The organism is Pseudomonas sp. ML2-2023-3, from assembly GCF_037055275.1.
Taxonomy (GTDB): domain Bacteria; phylum Pseudomonadota; class Gammaproteobacteria; order Pseudomonadales; family Pseudomonadaceae; genus Aquipseudomonas.
This window is the reverse complement of the sequence record NZ_CP146343.1, coordinates 3,609,754-3,624,378: the sequence shown is the minus strand read 5'-3', so window position 1 is coordinate 3,624,378 and position 14,625 is coordinate 3,609,754. Positions and strand designations below refer to the sequence as shown.

Genomic DNA, 14,625 nt, shown 5'->3' with positions numbered 1-14,625 from the left:
ATTGTTTTTATTAGAGGTCTGTATCCGGATGCAGCGGTCCATCATTGGACTCGGGCGCGCTCCTGTCCATGTAATGTTTGGCGGGTGGAACCGGTTTTGTAAAGGTTGCGATGGCACAATCAAGCCCGTCGCAGGGCAACGTGCAGGTCTGTGGGGTGAGGGTAGTCGCTGTCCGGTCAGCGCCGGATACGATTTTTTTGCCAGCTCAGATCGCTGTGAAACGTTCCCGTATCACCGCGCATCACGTAGAGGGAGGCCCTGTAGGCCGATGACAATCGGGAACATTGCAGACCGCGAATCTTGCTGTATGCCCATATCCAGCCGTGGGTTGTCCTGGTGCTCATCCTTCATCCTGCTTGTTCATCACCTGACCCCTGAAATCTGCATAATCAATGACTTGAGCCTGTTTGGACCGGCTCTGGCCCAGTAGTTCCCCAGCTCATTTCAGGCGGTAGATCCAGGGAGGGGCTGTCGGGTGGTGTGAAGGCAGAGCAAGGCGGGATGATCTGGCCACTTTACCGCCTGTTGGCGGCAAGTGGGCCGGAGCATCTCTGGAGCAGGCAGTGACGCCTAGAGCAGTTGGTCAATCAGGACCGCATTGGTGTAGATCAGGCTACCGTCGCTCGATTGATGCCCGACCAAATGGAACTGACCACGGTCGAGGTGCAAATAGACGCGCATCTGGCAGTCCGACAACGGGCCATAGTCTTGGGGCAGGGTCAGATCCAGTGTGCTCATGTCGACGTCGACCATGACTTCAGGCTCCTGGGTTTTCTGCAGGCGTTCCTCTGCTTGTTCCATGCGTCGATGGAGGGGACCGTCGACGTAGAAATGGATCTCGCCGACGGGGATGGGACTTTCGCCGGGACTGTTTTTGCACCAGCCTTCAATCGTCAGGGCACTCATGACAACACCTCCACTGTGGATGGCTGACTCTTGGCAGCGCTTGGCGCGCTGCTTGCCATAACGTGTCTGACCTTCACGCTCAGGCCGGGTTCTTCTTTTATGACCAGCGGTGAAAGCTGATACCTGTACGAGCGGGTCGTGACCCACTTCAATGCAGGGCGAGGCGGGTGTCAGGTCGCAGGGAAGGCAGGCACAGCACAAATGCCAGGGACAACCATGCCACGGGCAGGCCTCCTGGCATCTTGTAGCGGGATTGCGCATGCAGGTCGGGCCGTGTTTTGCGATAAGCAATATAGGACGCCAGGATGGTCGACCAGGTAAAGATCACCAGGATGGCCGACACCGTCGACACGATTGTAAAGTCGGTCACGACTTCAGGGATGCTGAGCAGCAGCAGTACGCCCACCAGCATCAGGAATGTGGTGAAGGCCAGGCTGGTGAGAGGAACACTGTTTTTCGAGAGCCGCTTGAAGATGCGGGGCGCATTACCCAGGTCGGCCAGGCCGATTCTTGATGTTATTCGGGGAAGGTACCAGGTGGATTTCTTCACCGAGGGCATACTTGCGGGCCTGGTCATGTAAATAACGAAGCGAAGAAAAATCTTCAAGGGCAATGCCTACAGAGTCGAACACCGTGACTTGGGTATCGCTTTCGCGTCCAGGTCCGTTGTCCCGAACAATGCGGAAATATTCGATGACCGGAAAATCAGGTGCCAGTTGCTGAATGTCACAGCCGTGTGGCTATCGCGGGGCAGGCCACGAAGTAACACCGGGCAGTTACCGGCGGAGACGGATTTTCTGATAAGTGCGGTTGTTATAAAAAGTGCCTGTATCGCCTCGAAGTGCATACAGCGTTGCTCTGTAGGCAGAGGACAGCGGCGGGCACAACAGGCTGCGCATCTTGCGATATGCCCACATCCAGCCATGTCCGGGTACGTTGGTCATATAGCTGCCTCAATGGGATGGGATTCGCCTGATACATAATGCGTCAGGTGGCAGGAATGAGGGGTGTTTGCAGAGTCCATAAGCCCGTCCATGGTTGTAGTTGCATTGGCGTTGTTTTTTAGGCGGGTAAAACAGTGTTCATTACGAGGGTGTTCTACTAATAAGGATGTTAATTAATGTCTTGTTTTGTTCGGCGCCAGGAAGCGTGGCGTGCTCTTCGAGTTAATGGTTTTCAGAAAGGCAGGTGTGCAGTGCCGGACAAGAAGCCGGGTTGATGATAATACTAAACTTGCTGATCTGTAACCTGCTTGACGGTTATCTATTGTTTTATGTGTTTGAATTGACGGGTTGTTGGCGCCATTCAAATGTCTTATTGATGTCCCGTGGCCGGATTTTGTTTTATATGGCTTTTCTTTTGTTTTATTTTTTTATAGATTAGCCGTTATGGCACCATGTTTTGTGTGGACTCCTGACCGATTAAGGACTGATTGAACAGCTTTTGCGGGGTGTTGGGACCCTTGTTAACAATAAAAGCACAGTGGGCAGCCGCTTTTGTGGCTAAATGTCAGGCCATCCTGCAGGGCAGGTTGCTCGATGCTGACGGCGATCATTATTTTTCGTCAGACTACTTGGGGCAGGTGGGTGAAGCGCTGGTTTACCGTGGCATACAGTAAATCCAACTTCATGTCTCAGTGACTAAAGTCGAACTAAGTTAATCAGGGGTATCGGTTAAGCTTATTGGTTATCCCTCGCTTTACAGAGTGTTCATGCTTCACACAAGGAAGGAATGAAGAGAATGGAGGGCGGACATTTTGTACAAGTTATCGCCGTTACAAGCGGCAAGGGGGGCGTAGGCAAGACCGTTGTAGCGGTTAACCTCTCATTGGCGCTGGCAGAACTCGGCAAGCGGGTTGTATTGCTGGAAGCTGACTTGGGATTGTCGAATATAGGTGTTCTGCTGGGGCTTAACCCGCGGTACACCCTTGCCGATCTGATCGAGGGCCGCTGCGAGTTGACCGATGTGTTGATGCGGGGGCCTGGCGGGGTGCTCATTGCCCATGCCGCGTCAGGTGATCAGAGCCTGGCGCATTTGTCTGCAGCTCAGTATGCAGGCTTGATTCAGGTCTTCAGCGACATAGCTGACACGCTCGATGTGCTGGTGATTGATACCGCTTCGGGTATCGGTGAATCGGTAGTCAGCTTCGTTCGGGCTGCCCGGGAAGTCTTGCTGGTGGTGTGTGACGAGCCGACCTCGATTACCAACGCGTATGCGCTTATCAAGCTGCTTAATCGAGACCATGGCATCAGCCGTTTTCGGGTCTTGGCCAATATGCAGCACCATCCCATGGACGGCCAAAGGCTGTTCGCAAAGCTGGTCAAGATTACGGATAACTTTTTAAGCGTAACGCTGCAGTATGTGGGGGCCATTCCGTACGATCAGGAGGTCCGCAAGGCTGCGCATATACAACGAGCCGTCTACCGAAACTTTCCGCGTTCCAAGAGCGCAAAGGCATTCAGGGCTATTGCTCAAAAGATCGATGCCTGGCCAATTTCAAACAGTCCGCGAGGACACATAGAGTTCTTCATAGAGGGACTGGTGAGTAACTCTATGAGATGAGGTTGTTGTTTGGCCGTTGAGTGTTAACTGTTTTTTTGTGTCTGTTGATACAGGTAGTTGTAGTTTCCTGTTTCAAGCGGGCGCAAGCGTTATTGATTTCAGGGGTGTCAGGTGTCGTGAGTCACTGTCACATACACTTCGGGTGTCGATCACGAAAATCATTACTTGAAACAGCAGGGACCAGGGGGAGTTTCCCCCTTGACCTGTCACGTCACCGTATTTATCCAGAGAGCATAAGCCAATGTCTAAAGTTGCCAGATACCGGGACCTCGAACGCCAGATCATTGAACAACAGCGGGTCCTGGAGGCGCTCAAGAACGACAAGTCCTTTCAGGTAGAAGCCGAGTTTGAACACAAGTTGCGCACACTGATGGAGGCGTACGGGGTCAACCTCCATCAGATCGTGGCTTTGCTTGAACCGGTCGATGCTCGTGCAACCGACAACGGCGCGGGTGTGACCAAGGCCCCGCGCACTCCCCGGGTTCTCAAGCGTTACCTGAACCCGCACACCCATCAAGTCGTCGAGACCAAGGGGGGCAATCACAAGATGCTTCAGGCCTGGAAAAAGGAGCATGGCCCGGATCAGGTCGGAAGCTGGCTACTGACATAAGTCATGGACGGATCGAGCACGTGAATCTCAGGCGTCTCTTCAAGGCCCGTGACCCAGTGGCAAAAGAGGGAATTACGCCTCATTGAGCCAGAAACGCGACACCCACATTGAGCTGAAACTTTGGCTGATGTAGAACTCCCTGGCGTGTTTGTCCAAGTTGTTCAATCCTCGTGGTACGGGCCAGAAAATGAAAATAAAAACCAATCGAACGCTAGCCACACCGTTGCTCATCTCGCTTCTGATGCTTCAGGGAACACAAGCCTTTGCCGAAGAGAGCAGCGCTGCTCCTTCCAATCTATTGACTGCCGCAGTCGCCTGGAAGCAAACGGCTGCCGAGTTCGAAGCGCTTTACTATCAAGGCTTCAATGTAGCGAGGATGCAACTCGATCGAGCACTCCAGGCTCACAAGAAGGGGGATCGCCCTTTGGCTGTCATCAGCGATGTCGATGACACCGTTCTGGGCAGCAACAGCTACTGGGGTTACATGATCAACTCGGGAAAAGAGTTTTTTGATGACGGTGCGTGGGACAAATGGGTTGCTGACAATGGCCCTGTTGCCACACCCGGAGCGTTGGAGTTTCTGAACTACGCACACTCCAAGGGGGTAGAGGTTTTCTATGTCACGAGCCGTGATCAAGGTGAAAATACCTTTCAATATGCCCTGGAAAATCTCCGTAAAAACAAACTGCCTTTTGCCGACGATAAGCACCTGACGGTTTATCGCGACAGCTCCAACAAAGAACCCCGACAGCTGGAGATCGCCAAGGATTTTGACGTGGTCGTGATGCTGGGTGACAACCTCAACGACTTCAAGCGCAAGTATTACGTTGCCGACGTCAAGCAACGCCTGAACCTGATGACTGAAGATAAAGAGCAGTTTGGTCGCAAGTTCATCATCTTCCCGAACCCTACCGACGGGCATTGGCTCAAGGCGATATTTGGCGACTCTGAACCGCCTGCAACGGCTGAAAACCGCAGCAAGTTCAAGGCGGCGGCGGGTTCAACCGCCTGGCAGCCCAAGGAGTAACACACAGATGTACCTGCGCTCGCGGCCAGAAAGATCCTTGATGGATGGAGGGATAACGAAGGGCAGCGCAGGTAATCCCTCAAACAGCGCCCTGGGTGGCGATGTTGCAATATTGCCCTTTGAAATACAGCAGTGGCTGCGTAACTGGAGTTGCTTGCAGGCTTAACGCTTTCACTTCGCCAATCACGATCAGGTGATCACCGGCGGCATGTTCGGCGTGAATTTCACAATCCAGCCAGTGCAGGCTCCCGGCAATGATCGGATTACCCAGCGGCGATTGTTGCCACTCGACGGCGTGCCACTTGTCCGTGCCTTTGCGAGCGAACTGGTTGGAGATCCCGACCTGCTCACCCGACAGGATATTGACTACGAATCGGCCAGCCTGGCGAATTTTTGGATAGCTGGCCGAACTGGCCATGACGCTGAATGACACCAGCGGCGGGCTCGTCGACACGCTATAGAACGACTGGCAGGTGAAGCCAATCGGCTCGCCATCAAGGTGTGACGTAATCACCGTGATACCGGATGCGTAGTGCCCGAGCGCTTCGCGAAAGCTCAATGGCTCGATAGTCGTGTTGGGAAGTGACATGGCAAGTCCTGAAAATGGGGTGCAACCCGAGCGTGAGAAAAGGCCTGAAGTAGCCGTGAATGTCGGCTGACTTGAGCGGTGCCCAGTGCTGGAAGCGGGCCCGACAGTCCGCTTCCCGTACGCCACTTGCGGCTTTAACTCAGCGCTGGTTCAAGAGTTCTCTTCGAACGATGTCTGCGCCTGCACTTAATGCGTTCAGCTTGCCTCTTGCTACCTGGCGAGGCAGGGGGGCCATGCCGCAGTTGGTGCAAGGATAGAGCTTGTCGGCGTCGACGAACTGAAGTGCTTTGCGCAACGTGTTGGCAACTTCCTCGGGTGTTTCAATGATATGGCTGGCCACATCAATGGCCCCGACCATCACTTTCTTACCGCGAATGAGTTCAATCAGGTCCATGGGGACATGAGAGTTGTGACACTCCAGCGAGATGATATCGATACTGGATTTTTGCAGCTTGGGAAAGGCTTCCTCATACTGGCGCCACTCGGACCCCAGGGTTTTTTTCCAGTCGGTATTGGCCTTGATGCCATAGCCATAGCAAATGTGCACAGCCGTTTCACATTTAAGGCCTTCAATTGCTCTTTCCAGGGTCGCCACCCCCCATTCATTCACTTCGTCAAAGAACACGTTAAAGGCAGGCTCATCAAACTGGATGATGTCGACACCGGCAGCTTCCAATTCCCTGGCTTCTTCATTGAGGATCTTGGCGAATTCCCAAGCCAGTTTTTCGCGACTTTTGTAGTGATTGTCATAAAGCGTATCGATCATGGTCATGGGGCCCGGCAGCGCCCATTTGATAGGTTGACTGGTTTGCTGTCGCAAGAACTTGGCATCGTCGACAAAAACCGGCTTTTGGCGAGCAACCGCGCCCACGACCGTCGGTACGCTCGCATCATAGCGATCACGAATCCTGACGGTTTCACGCTTCTCGAAATCAACACCGCTGAGGTGCTCAATAAAGGTGGTGACGAAGTGTTGGCGCGTCTGTTCACCATCACTGACTATGTCAATGCCCGCGTGCTGTTGTTCCTGAAGTGCCAGTCGCAAGGCATCTTGTTTGCCTTCGACTAACTCCTCATCTTGCAGTTTCCAGGGAGACCACAGTGTCTCGGGTTGTGCAAGCCAGGCGGGTTTAGGCAAGCTGCCAGCTGTTGAAGTGGGTAGCAATTTTTTCATGTTAGAAGACCTTGAATATGTTAGGTGTCAAAGAGAGTAATTAGCCGACCACTGCTCAAGTACTGCCTGATAGGGTTTGATAAAGTGCTCTTCAACAAACTTGCCCTGCTCAACAGCCAGCTGGCTACGTTCTTCTCGGTTGTAAACAATTCGAGTCAGTGAATAGTCCTGGTGCTTCAAGCTGGGCTGATAGGATTTCCCGGCGGCCGAATTCGCATTGTAGATTTCAGGGCGGTAGATCTTTTGGAACGTGTCCATCGTACTGATGGTGCTGATGAGTTCAAGGTTGGTGTAATCACCCAGCAAGTCGCCCGAGAAATAAAAAGCCAAAGGCGCCACACTGTTGGCCGGCATGAAGTAGCGGACTTTCAACCCCATTTTCTTGAAGTATTCATCCGTTAAAGAATATTCATCCTGCTGGTATTCAATGCCCAGTACGGGGTGCTGGTTTTCAGTGCGATGGTAGGTTTTGGTGTTCGAGACGCTCAGGCATATAACGGGTGATTTGTTGAAGTTATCCGTGTAGGTGCTTGAATTCACGAAGCACTTGAACAGATTCCCGTGGAGGTCGCCAAAATGCTCAGGTGTGCTGAATTTGGACCGGCCCTCATTGTGCCCCGGCAACGCCACGCTGAAGTCGTAGTCACGCACGTACGAAGAGAAGTTATTCCCGACCATGCCGTCAACGCGTTCATTGGTTTTTCGATCAATGATGCAGGTCTTCAGGAGTTCAATCAAAGGGATGGCAGTGCTGCTGTTTTCACTGTCGATGTTCATCTCGACGGAAATAATGTCGAGTTCAACCGTGTAGCGATCGCCTTTAGGGTTGTCCCAGTGGGCCAAGGCATTGAAGCGGTTGTCGATCATCTTCAACGTGTTGCGCACATTCTCCTGGCGACTCTTTCCTCTGGCCAAATTAGCAAAATTGGTCGTGATGCGCGTATTTTCGGAGGGGTGATAGTCTTCGTCGAAACGAAGGCTCTTGATCGTAAATGAGAACGCGGTGTTCATTGTAATTTGCCATCCTGATGTCTGAGATAAGTCCTGAATGTGTTTATTATTCTTCAGTGTTTTCCACTGTTATTTTCTGGTTTTTTTCTCAGTAAAATGTAGAGTGCCTGTCATTAAGACGTATTTTAAGCCGGGCGATAGATTGAGCGACAATGAATTGATTTCACTAAATCGTTAGTCCTGTTCATGATGGGATTTACGTTTAATTGCAGGCATTACTGTCTGGAAGAATTTAATGCGTTGGCTCGACTTTAATGGCGCCCATTTCATTTAATCGCGGCTAACAATCCTCCCTCTTGTTTAAAAGACCACGCTGCTGGGCAATGACAGGTGTTTGCGAGCCATCAGTCGCTTTTGTGTGCCGTCAGGCAAAGCGTGGGCTCTAAACCGTCTGCGGGCTGGAATAAACGGCGATTCTTTGCTTGAGTTTATCTACTGCTACACACGTCGACCCATAAGGGGCCGGTCCTGGAGAATGCAATGAGCCCTCGATCTCTTCGTTCCGCCGCACTGGCTGTTACTGTGACCCTCGGTTTTTTCCCCGGCGCGGATGCCGCCGAATACAGCAGCGTAAATCCCGCGGCCAGCACCCTGAGTTTTACCTTCAACCAGATGGGATCGAGGGTCTATGGCACCTTTGGCAAGTTTGTCGGGACTCTCGAATTCGACACCGCACACCCCGAGGCGGCCCGGGCCAGGCTGACCATCGACCTCGACAGCATCGACGCCGGTAGCGAAGACGCCAACACCGAGCTGCAAAAGCCTGCCTGGTTCGATACCACGGCTTATCCCGTGGCGATCTTTGAGTCGACCCGCATCAAGGACATGGGAAACAATCGTTACCAGATTACGGGCAACCTCACACTCAAGGGAGTTACCCGGGAAGTGACAGTGCCGGTGCTGCTGAAGTCAGATCGAACCATTGGCATTTTCGACGCCGAGCTGGTGCTCAAGCGCAGTGACTTCAAGGTCGGTGCCGGGGAGTGGTCCGACAGCCTGGTTTCCGATGACATCGACATACGCTTTCGGATGGTTGCGCCGGAGCACTGAGAGTATTGGGTGTTTGGGGGCCGATGGTTCGTGCTGAACGCTGGATGGAAAACTATACAACCGGCGGGTAACGTTCATCCAGTGATGCTCGGCGTGGTTCAAATCACAATGGCATGGTGAGCGAAAACGGAATGCGCAGCGCCTCGACAGGCCCTGCATCCCGGCCGCACATTTCGTCGTGCACGCATTGCTGCACCAGTACGCAAGGAAATGCCGGTACGGCGTGCAGCAATTCTCGCAGGTGGGCGATCGAACGCAGGTGCATTGGCTGGGCCGCATCATCCAGCAAGGTGAACTGGCCGTGATCCTGACGGACCCGTGCCAGATAAAATCCACCTTCGATTGACAGCAGCTCCAGCTCGCGTATTTCGCTGTTGGCCGCACGTTCGGTGAGGGTTTGCAGGTTCATGTTTCACTCCTTGCCTACCAGGGCAGGCGTTCTCCATCGTAGGCAAAGAAATGGCCGCTGTCGGCCGGCGTCAACTGGTCAATCAAGGTCAGTAATTGGGCAGCGGCAACCTCTGCCGGACGGGCGTTGCAGGCTCCGCGGAAAGGTTGCGACAACCCTGACACAACCGTGCCCGGGTGCAGGCTGAGCAAACGGCTCTGCGGGCGAGTGCGGGCCAGTTCAATGGCGGCGGTCTTGATCAGCATGTTCAGCGCCGCCTTGGAGGCGCGATAGGCGTACCAGCCGCCCAAACGGTTGTCGCCAATGCTCCCGACCTTGGCCGAAAGCATTGCCATCGCTCCCCGAGGTTCGAGCAGCGGCAGAAAGTGGCGCAATACCAGCGCCGGGCCCAGCGTATTCACTTGAAAGACGGCCTGCAGCGCCTCCTGTTCGATCGCGCTGAAGCTTTTTTCCGGCTTTATCCGGTCGCGATGGAGCAGGCCGGCAGCGTGCACGATCAGTTGATAGGGCGCTTCGGCTGCCAGTTCGGTGGCGGCGCTGGCAATCGTGTCGGGGCGCTCAAGGTCCAGTTCGGGAACGGTCTGGCGCCCCAGGGCGCGAACTCCGGCACAGCGCGGATCCTGTCTGAGCTGTTCGCAAAAAGCCGTGCCAAGGGCCCCACTGGCGCCGATGACCAGCGCGCGATAACCGTCGCCGAGGGAGGCCATGGTCCAGGGCCGGTTCATTGGCTCGCTCCCGTGCCCTGGCGACGGAAGAATAACGTCACCTGGCCGACCTCTACCCCGAACTTGGACATAGTGGTGCGGTTGATCAGCGTGTCCTCGTCCATCAAGTACATCCAGTCGTCCATGCTCATTTCGTAGGTTGAGTCGCCGACTGGCAGGTTCAGGCGATAACGCCAGTGCAAGGTGTTTCCAGCGACTTGGCCCTTGGCGACACCCACCACATCATCCGCACGACCGCTCCAGCGCCCTTGGCCCTCAGGGGTGAGGACCCACACGCGGCGCTGGCGAGTACCGTCGCTGTAAAGGAAGCGCTCGTCGAGAATCAGGTTGTTGCCCTCGCGTCGGCTGGCGATGTTGACCTCGAAACGCTTGGCAACCTCACCGCTGCGTTTCTGAAACATCCCCCAGGCTTTGACGGGCTGGCTGAAAAAACGCTCCAGATCCAATGCCGGTTGCTGATCCGTATAACGGGCGACATCCACACTGGAGCAGCTCGCGACGCTGAGTGCCAGGGCCAATAACAGCAGAAATCGGGTCATTGCCTTACTCCCTGAAGTTCACAGGTGGTGAAGGTGAAGTTTCGAACCAGAGCCCTGTACGGCTGGCAGCCCGCGTACAGGTTTGTCGTCGTTGCAAGAGCGGCAGGAATTCCTGCCGCGTCGTCGACTATCACCCAAGGCGCCCGGCATTACAGAGGAAGCCATGACCGAATTCATCTCTATAGCCAAATACCTATACGCGATAAATATTTTGTATAGGTTTTGATCAAGATAGGCTGAAAAAAAACACCTGACAATGAATCAATAATCTTTTTTGTGCGCACGCGAAAACCTCACAACGCAGAGATGTGAGGTTGCTCGGATAGCTGATTGTGCTGTGTGGGAGCTTTAGGATGAGCGGCTCAGAATCGCCCACTAATACCCAGCAACGGCCCCTTCTGGACAATGTCGTAGACAAAGCCGTCATGACGATAATTAACCCCCATCGCCCGGTAACCGGCCACCGCCGAAAACCCGGGGGAAAACTCCCAGCCTGCCAGCGCTGCCAGGTCCCAGTCTTCCCGGGACTGCCCGGCGCCCGCCATCCCCCAGGATGACAACCAGAATCGATCGTTCACGGCATAGTGCCCGCGCAGGCCTGCCATCGCGTCTGCCCATGTCGCATTGTCAGAGCCCGACAAGCCACCAAGGGGGCCACCATGGAAGGTGAGGGTGGTGCCGCTGTACCAGACACGCACGCCACCGGCGACATCCAGTCGACGATTATCATCACCCAGCACTGTGTAGCCGCCACCCAGGAACCCGGAGGCTGTCTTGCTTTCTACCTCAAGTTTGGCGCCCCCAGGCAGGTGGTTGCGGGTGTCGGTGTCGATGTACATCAGGTCGGCGAGCACGCTGTAGGGGCCTCGACGCGCCTCACCCATCAGCATCACCGACATATCGACCGTCTTGGCGATGTCGGAGAAATCGGATTTGATGAACTGGGTGCCAGTACTGCCATGACCCACGTGTCCACGAATGCCAGCACCCCATAGGTAAGGTCCGCCGTTGAACGTCCAGTCTTCGTTGTCTGCCGCCATCGCGGGCCCGGCTGCGATGAAGGCGCCAGCCAGTAGTGCCAGACGTGCGTGCTTGCGCCGCAAAGCCGAGCGGGTGTTGTCACTGTACATGATGGTGTTTTCCCGATCAGTGCTGGGTCAGCGAGAGCGCCACGGCCTCGGCCGCACAGTCCTGTGCAGGCTTCAAACCGGCTTTTTGCGCGGCCTTGACCTCTTCCTTGGCGGCCGCCATATCCGCCAGGAACGTCGGATTGCTGTGCAGGCTCGCCACCGTCGCAGCGCCCATGATGCGGCCTGCATCGACGTCGCTCTGCCAGTGAGCGTCGCAGATGACCCGGCTCTGGCCGAATGACAACCCGCGGGTCATCAACTCGGTTGCACGCGCAGGCTGTATCTCGGCCAGCAACAGCCCCCAGGCCCAACCGGCTGCGGAGTGGCCGGAAGGCCAGGAGCCATCCGTGCGCAGCAGCGGTTCCATGTCTTTGCGGCAGGTTCCTTCGTTGTGTGCCACGAATGGTCGGGTGCGGTTGTAGGCATTCTTCCCGGCATAGGTGGAGCCGCCCGCATCCGACAGGGTGCGCTGCATCAAGGTATAAAGATGCGGTGTGTTTTTCTCGGTGATCGGCGTACCCATCGCGCAGGAGAATGCGTTGGCCGGGCCCGGGAATGACAGCTCCGCATCCGTCGCAGCGAGTTTCTCCCGGGCCGTACCGCGTAGCGACAGCGCTGCTCGCCGTGCTTCCTCATCCCGTGCCAGCGCCGCAGAGTCGGGCTTTGGCGGGGCGCCCAGCAACGCCAGGCCCAGGGGCAGGTCTGCTGAAGGTAGATAGCCTGGGGCCAGCTTGAAGTGAGGGTCCGTGACCTTGGTGGCAGCATCGTCGGCAAGCACCAGCCCCGACCAGAGCAGGCCCGCCAGCCCCAGTTGCTTATGTACTGTTTTCATCGAGTGTTCCCTTATCAAAACCGGTAAAGGGCATTCAGATAGGCGCCTGCGCCCACGCTCTCACCCGTCAGCGGGCTGTTGCGGGCGTCGGAGACCAGGGCGTAGGTCTTGATGCCGCCTTCCAGCGCCAACTGTGGTTGCCATTGCCACGTGAGGCCCAGCTTCAAGGTCACGTCCCGCATGCCACCACCGGGGTGGTATTCGTCGAAGCCGGTTCGCGCCGCTTGTTGGGCGGTGACGCCGAAGCGCGCCATCATGTCTTTCTCATTGCTCCAGGTGCCGTACAGGGTCGAGTCCAGGGTCAATGTTGAAGACAGCGCGTAGGTTGTGGCGAAACCGGCTTCCAGGAACGCGGTACGCCCAAGGCTTTCGCCACCGTAATTGCGGCTCTGGCTAGCTTGCAGGCCACGAACAAACAGACGACCGCCCGGCAAGACCCAATACGCTTCCGCCCCGACAAGCGCAGTGCTGTCCAGATTACCCATTCCCCTCAGGTAGTCATCGCGACCGCCCAGCGTGTGGATTCTTTCCTTGCGACCCTGGTCGTAACCCAGCAACAGGGCGATCCCGAAAGGGGACAATCCTGGCAAGTCCCAGCGCAGGCCGTCCGGGAATGAGGCGGTAAACTTGCCCCAGTTTTCAGTAGGCAAAACCGCCTTGAGTTTTAGGGACGGGAACGCGGCGTAGTGTGAAGAGCCTTCGTACAAGGGGCCGACGGCGAGTCCGCCACCGACTGTGACAGACGGCTCGCTGCCTGAGTCGTCGGCGTGTGCAGGCAGTGCCATCGCGAGGGCGAGGGTCGCCCCCGTTATGAACTGAGCTGGATGCTTGAAAAAGCTTGAACCACCGATGGTCGTCATTGATTGTTTCCTTTGGTGCAAGACGTCAGAACTTTTAGTTAATGGCTGATTTAGAGGGCGACGGGCTGCGGTTTTGGGAAAAGCCACTGGCCGTTCAATATCGGGTCACTCGGTTGATAAAGACGGACCGTATAGTTCCAGCCGGGCGGAGTAGGCAGGCAGTTAGGGATCTTTCCGTCACAGCCACCGAACTGGATGACAATCGAGCCGTCATCATTTTTCTTGGCCGTTAAGTTGTTCAGCGAATAAGCCTCGTAAGGGTTTTTCTGGAAGTAACCCTCTGCGTTGTAAACACTGACAGACCAGAAACCGTTGACGGGGACATCTCCCACGTTGAGCCGGTAAATGGTTTTGCCATCGTTCTCAGGCATCACGCCGCCAAGGTAAATGGCGTCTTTGGCCGGGTTGCCGCCCCACCCTGTGGCAGTGCCGATAAGGTGGTGAACGGGATTGACCGTGCCCTTGGGACCAAAGGACTGGTTGTAATCGGGAATAGTCGAACCCAGGACCTCCAGGGCATCACGCACTTTTGTCTGGCTGGCCTGGTCCCACTTCGGAACCACGAATTCCCCCACCTTGGCCTGGCTGACGGTGATTGCGTCTTGCAGCGCATGTACCTTTTCAAGGTCTTTGCGATCCGTGGGATCGAAGAACGTGCGCACAGCGACAAACACATAACGTGTACCGACTGCCTCTTTCGTCAGTGTCTGGCGGCCGGCGCCGTAAGTGACGATAGGAACGTAGTGATCTTCATTGACCACCGCCATCGACATGAACCGTCCGGCGGCCTCAGGCAAGATGATCGTGACGGGGCCTGCATCGAGATCGAAAACCGCAGACGAATAGAGCGTGTCCCGATTCATCCGGACCACATTCTGGGCGTCGATGGGCACCGCTTCGCGGGTATGAACAAACCGGCCCAAACTGCCAGTCGCGACCATTTTCCCCAAGTAGAGGTCGGACTCGGCACGGGCAAAATTATCTACACCCACCGGTATCGACGCATCCGAGTGCGACTGTGCGTTGGCACTTCCGAACGCTGCCAGCGCTATTGCGAAGATGCAGGCCGTGGACGAATGGGACATTTAAACCTCTTGCTTTTATAAGTGGGCGTTAATTTTTCGACTGTATAAGAACGCCTTGACCCAAACTTGCCATTTGGTGCCAAAAACAAAGTGAGCAGGCACGCGAACGCGCCTTT

General features: G+C 55.4%; 15 protein-coding genes and 2 pseudogenes. 4 read left to right on the top strand and 13 right to left on the bottom strand.

All coding sequences use genetic code 11. From position 1 onward, the window contains the following. Nucleotides 1-570 precede the first annotated feature (570 nt). The 3 genes and pseudogenes from V6P94_RS16640 to V6P94_RS16630 form a co-directional block, all read right to left on the bottom strand. Nucleotides 571-906, bottom strand: coding sequence for a hypothetical protein (locus V6P94_RS16640; protein WP_338647764.1), 336 nt, complete (start codon nt 904-906; stop codon nt 571-573). A gap of 154 nt (nt 907-1,060) precedes the next feature. Further along, nucleotides 1,061-1,411: pseudogene (locus tag V6P94_RS16635) on the bottom strand (amino acid permease); the annotation flags it as partial. Next, nucleotides 1,392-1,634: pseudogene (locus V6P94_RS16630) on the bottom strand (ornithine cyclodeaminase); the annotation flags it as partial. The pseudogenes V6P94_RS16635 and V6P94_RS16630, both read right to left, overlap by 20 nt. Before the next feature lie 1,012 nt (nt 1,635-2,646). On the opposite strand from V6P94_RS16630, the gene V6P94_RS16625 reads away from it, so the two are divergent. From V6P94_RS16625 to V6P94_RS16615, 3 genes are all read left to right on the top strand, one after another. Continuing rightward, nucleotides 2,647-3,468, top strand: a complete 822-nt coding sequence (locus V6P94_RS16625) for a P-loop NTPase (RefSeq protein WP_133078632.1) — start codon at nt 2,647-2,649, stop codon at nt 3,466-3,468. Between the two features lie 241 nt (nt 3,469-3,709). After that, entirely contained in the window at nt 3,710-4,078 is a 369-nt protein-coding gene (locus V6P94_RS16620) for a histone-like nucleoid-structuring protein, MvaT/MvaU family (RefSeq protein WP_338647761.1), read from the top strand. 187 nt (nt 4,079-4,265) lie between these two features. Next, nucleotides 4,266-5,105, top strand: a complete 840-nt coding sequence (locus V6P94_RS16615) for a 5'-nucleotidase, lipoprotein e(P4) family (RefSeq protein ID WP_133078634.1) — start codon at nt 4,266-4,268, stop codon at nt 5,103-5,105. A gap of 79 nt (nt 5,106-5,184) precedes the next feature. Here the strand turns inward: V6P94_RS16615 and V6P94_RS16610 are convergent, their stop codons facing one another. The 3 genes from V6P94_RS16610 to V6P94_RS16600 form a co-directional block, all read right to left on the bottom strand. Next, a complete protein-coding gene (locus tag V6P94_RS16610) occupies nt 5,185-5,694 on the bottom strand; it encodes a flavin reductase family protein (RefSeq protein ID WP_338647759.1) in 510 nt (169 codons plus the stop codon). 139 nt (nt 5,695-5,833) lie between these two features. Continuing rightward, a complete protein-coding gene (locus V6P94_RS16605) occupies nt 5,834-6,868 on the bottom strand; it encodes a methionine synthase (protein WP_338647756.1) in 1,035 nt (344 codons plus the stop codon). 27 nt (nt 6,869-6,895) lie between these two features. Then, complete coding sequence (locus tag V6P94_RS16600; protein ID WP_338647754.1) at nt 6,896-7,879, bottom strand: DUF1852 domain-containing protein; 984 nt, start codon at nt 7,877-7,879, stop codon at nt 6,896-6,898. Between the two features lie 480 nt (nt 7,880-8,359). Between V6P94_RS16600 and V6P94_RS16595 the strand changes: the two genes are divergently transcribed. Continuing rightward, on the top strand, nt 8,360-8,929 hold the full coding sequence (locus V6P94_RS16595; protein WP_338647752.1) for a YceI family protein: 570 nt from the start codon (nt 8,360-8,362) through the stop codon (nt 8,927-8,929). 103 nt (nt 8,930-9,032) lie between these two features. Here the strand turns inward: V6P94_RS16595 and V6P94_RS16590 are convergent, their stop codons facing one another. The 7 genes from V6P94_RS16590 to V6P94_RS16560 form a co-directional block, all read right to left on the bottom strand. Next, nucleotides 9,033-9,338 carry a DUF6482 family protein gene (locus tag V6P94_RS16590; protein WP_219261769.1) on the bottom strand — a complete coding sequence of 102 codons (306 nt, stop codon included), beginning with the start codon at nt 9,336-9,338 and terminating at the stop codon, nt 9,033-9,035. A 14-nt stretch (nt 9,339-9,352) separates the two neighbouring features. Continuing rightward, the gene (locus V6P94_RS16585; RefSeq protein ID WP_133078642.1) at nt 9,353-10,063 is read right to left on the bottom strand and encodes an SDR family NAD(P)-dependent oxidoreductase; all 711 of its coding nucleotides are present in this window, start codon (nt 10,061-10,063) and stop codon (nt 9,353-9,355) included. Further along, a complete protein-coding gene (locus V6P94_RS16580) occupies nt 10,060-10,602 on the bottom strand; it encodes a DUF3833 domain-containing protein (protein WP_326397837.1) in 543 nt (180 codons plus the stop codon). Before V6P94_RS16580 ends, V6P94_RS16585 begins: the two co-directional genes overlap by 4 nt. Nucleotides 10,603-10,964: 362 nt before the next feature. Further along, nucleotides 10,965-11,732 (bottom strand): hypothetical protein, encoded by a 768-nt coding sequence (locus V6P94_RS16575; protein WP_405046692.1) that lies wholly within the window; start codon nt 11,730-11,732, stop codon nt 10,965-10,967. 16 nt (nt 11,733-11,748) lie between these two features. Beyond that, complete coding sequence (locus tag V6P94_RS16570) at nt 11,749-12,564, bottom strand: phosphatase PAP2 family protein (RefSeq protein WP_219261772.1); 816 nt, start codon at nt 12,562-12,564, stop codon at nt 11,749-11,751. A 14-nt stretch (nt 12,565-12,578) separates the two neighbouring features. After that, complete coding sequence (locus tag V6P94_RS16565; protein ID WP_326397839.1) at nt 12,579-13,424, bottom strand: MipA/OmpV family protein; 846 nt, start codon at nt 13,422-13,424, stop codon at nt 12,579-12,581. A gap of 50 nt (nt 13,425-13,474) precedes the next feature. After that, on the bottom strand, nt 13,475-14,509 hold the full coding sequence (locus V6P94_RS16560; RefSeq protein ID WP_326397840.1) for a DUF1254 domain-containing protein: 1,035 nt from the start codon (nt 14,507-14,509) through the stop codon (nt 13,475-13,477). Between the last annotated feature and the right edge of the window lie 116 nt (nt 14,510-14,625).

What these genes read in the sequence shown, in the direction of transcription:
- V6P94_RS16640 (WP_338647764.1), bottom strand. Translation starts at nt 906, where the DNA reads ATGAGTGCCCTGACGATTGAAGGCTGGTGCAAAAACAGTCCCGGCGAA.
- V6P94_RS16625 (WP_133078632.1), top strand. Translation starts at nt 2,647, where the DNA reads ATGGAGGGCGGACATTTTGTACAAGTTATCGCCGTTACAAGCGGCAAG.
- V6P94_RS16620 (WP_338647761.1), top strand. Translation starts at nt 3,710, where the DNA reads ATGTCTAAAGTTGCCAGATACCGGGACCTCGAACGCCAGATCATTGAA.
- V6P94_RS16615 (WP_133078634.1), top strand. Translation starts at nt 4,266, where the DNA reads ATGAAAATAAAAACCAATCGAACGCTAGCCACACCGTTGCTCATCTCG.
- V6P94_RS16610 (WP_338647759.1), bottom strand. Translation starts at nt 5,694, where the DNA reads ATGTCACTTCCCAACACGACTATCGAGCCATTGAGCTTTCGCGAAGCG.
- V6P94_RS16605 (WP_338647756.1), bottom strand. Translation starts at nt 6,868, where the DNA reads ATGAAAAAATTGCTACCCACTTCAACAGCTGGCAGCTTGCCTAAACCC.
- V6P94_RS16600 (WP_338647754.1), bottom strand. Translation starts at nt 7,879, where the DNA reads ATGAACACCGCGTTCTCATTTACGATCAAGAGCCTTCGTTTCGACGAA.
- V6P94_RS16595 (WP_338647752.1), top strand. Translation starts at nt 8,360, where the DNA reads ATGAGCCCTCGATCTCTTCGTTCCGCCGCACTGGCTGTTACTGTGACC.
- V6P94_RS16590 (WP_219261769.1), bottom strand. Translation starts at nt 9,338, where the DNA reads ATGAACCTGCAAACCCTCACCGAACGTGCGGCCAACAGCGAAATACGC.
- V6P94_RS16585 (WP_133078642.1), bottom strand. Translation starts at nt 10,063, where the DNA reads ATGAACCGGCCCTGGACCATGGCCTCCCTCGGCGACGGTTATCGCGCG.
- V6P94_RS16580 (WP_326397837.1), bottom strand. Translation starts at nt 10,602, where the DNA reads ATGACCCGATTTCTGCTGTTATTGGCCCTGGCACTCAGCGTCGCGAGC.
- V6P94_RS16575 (WP_405046692.1), bottom strand. Translation starts at nt 11,732, where the DNA reads ATGTACAGTGACAACACCCGCTCGGCTTTGCGGCGCAAGCACGCACGT.
- V6P94_RS16570 (WP_219261772.1), bottom strand. Translation starts at nt 12,564, where the DNA reads ATGAAAACAGTACATAAGCAACTGGGGCTGGCGGGCCTGCTCTGGTCG.
- V6P94_RS16565 (WP_326397839.1), bottom strand. Translation starts at nt 13,424, where the DNA reads ATGACGACCATCGGTGGTTCAAGCTTTTTCAAGCATCCAGCTCAGTTC.
- V6P94_RS16560 (WP_326397840.1), bottom strand. Translation starts at nt 14,509, where the DNA reads ATGTCCCATTCGTCCACGGCCTGCATCTTCGCAATAGCGCTGGCAGCG.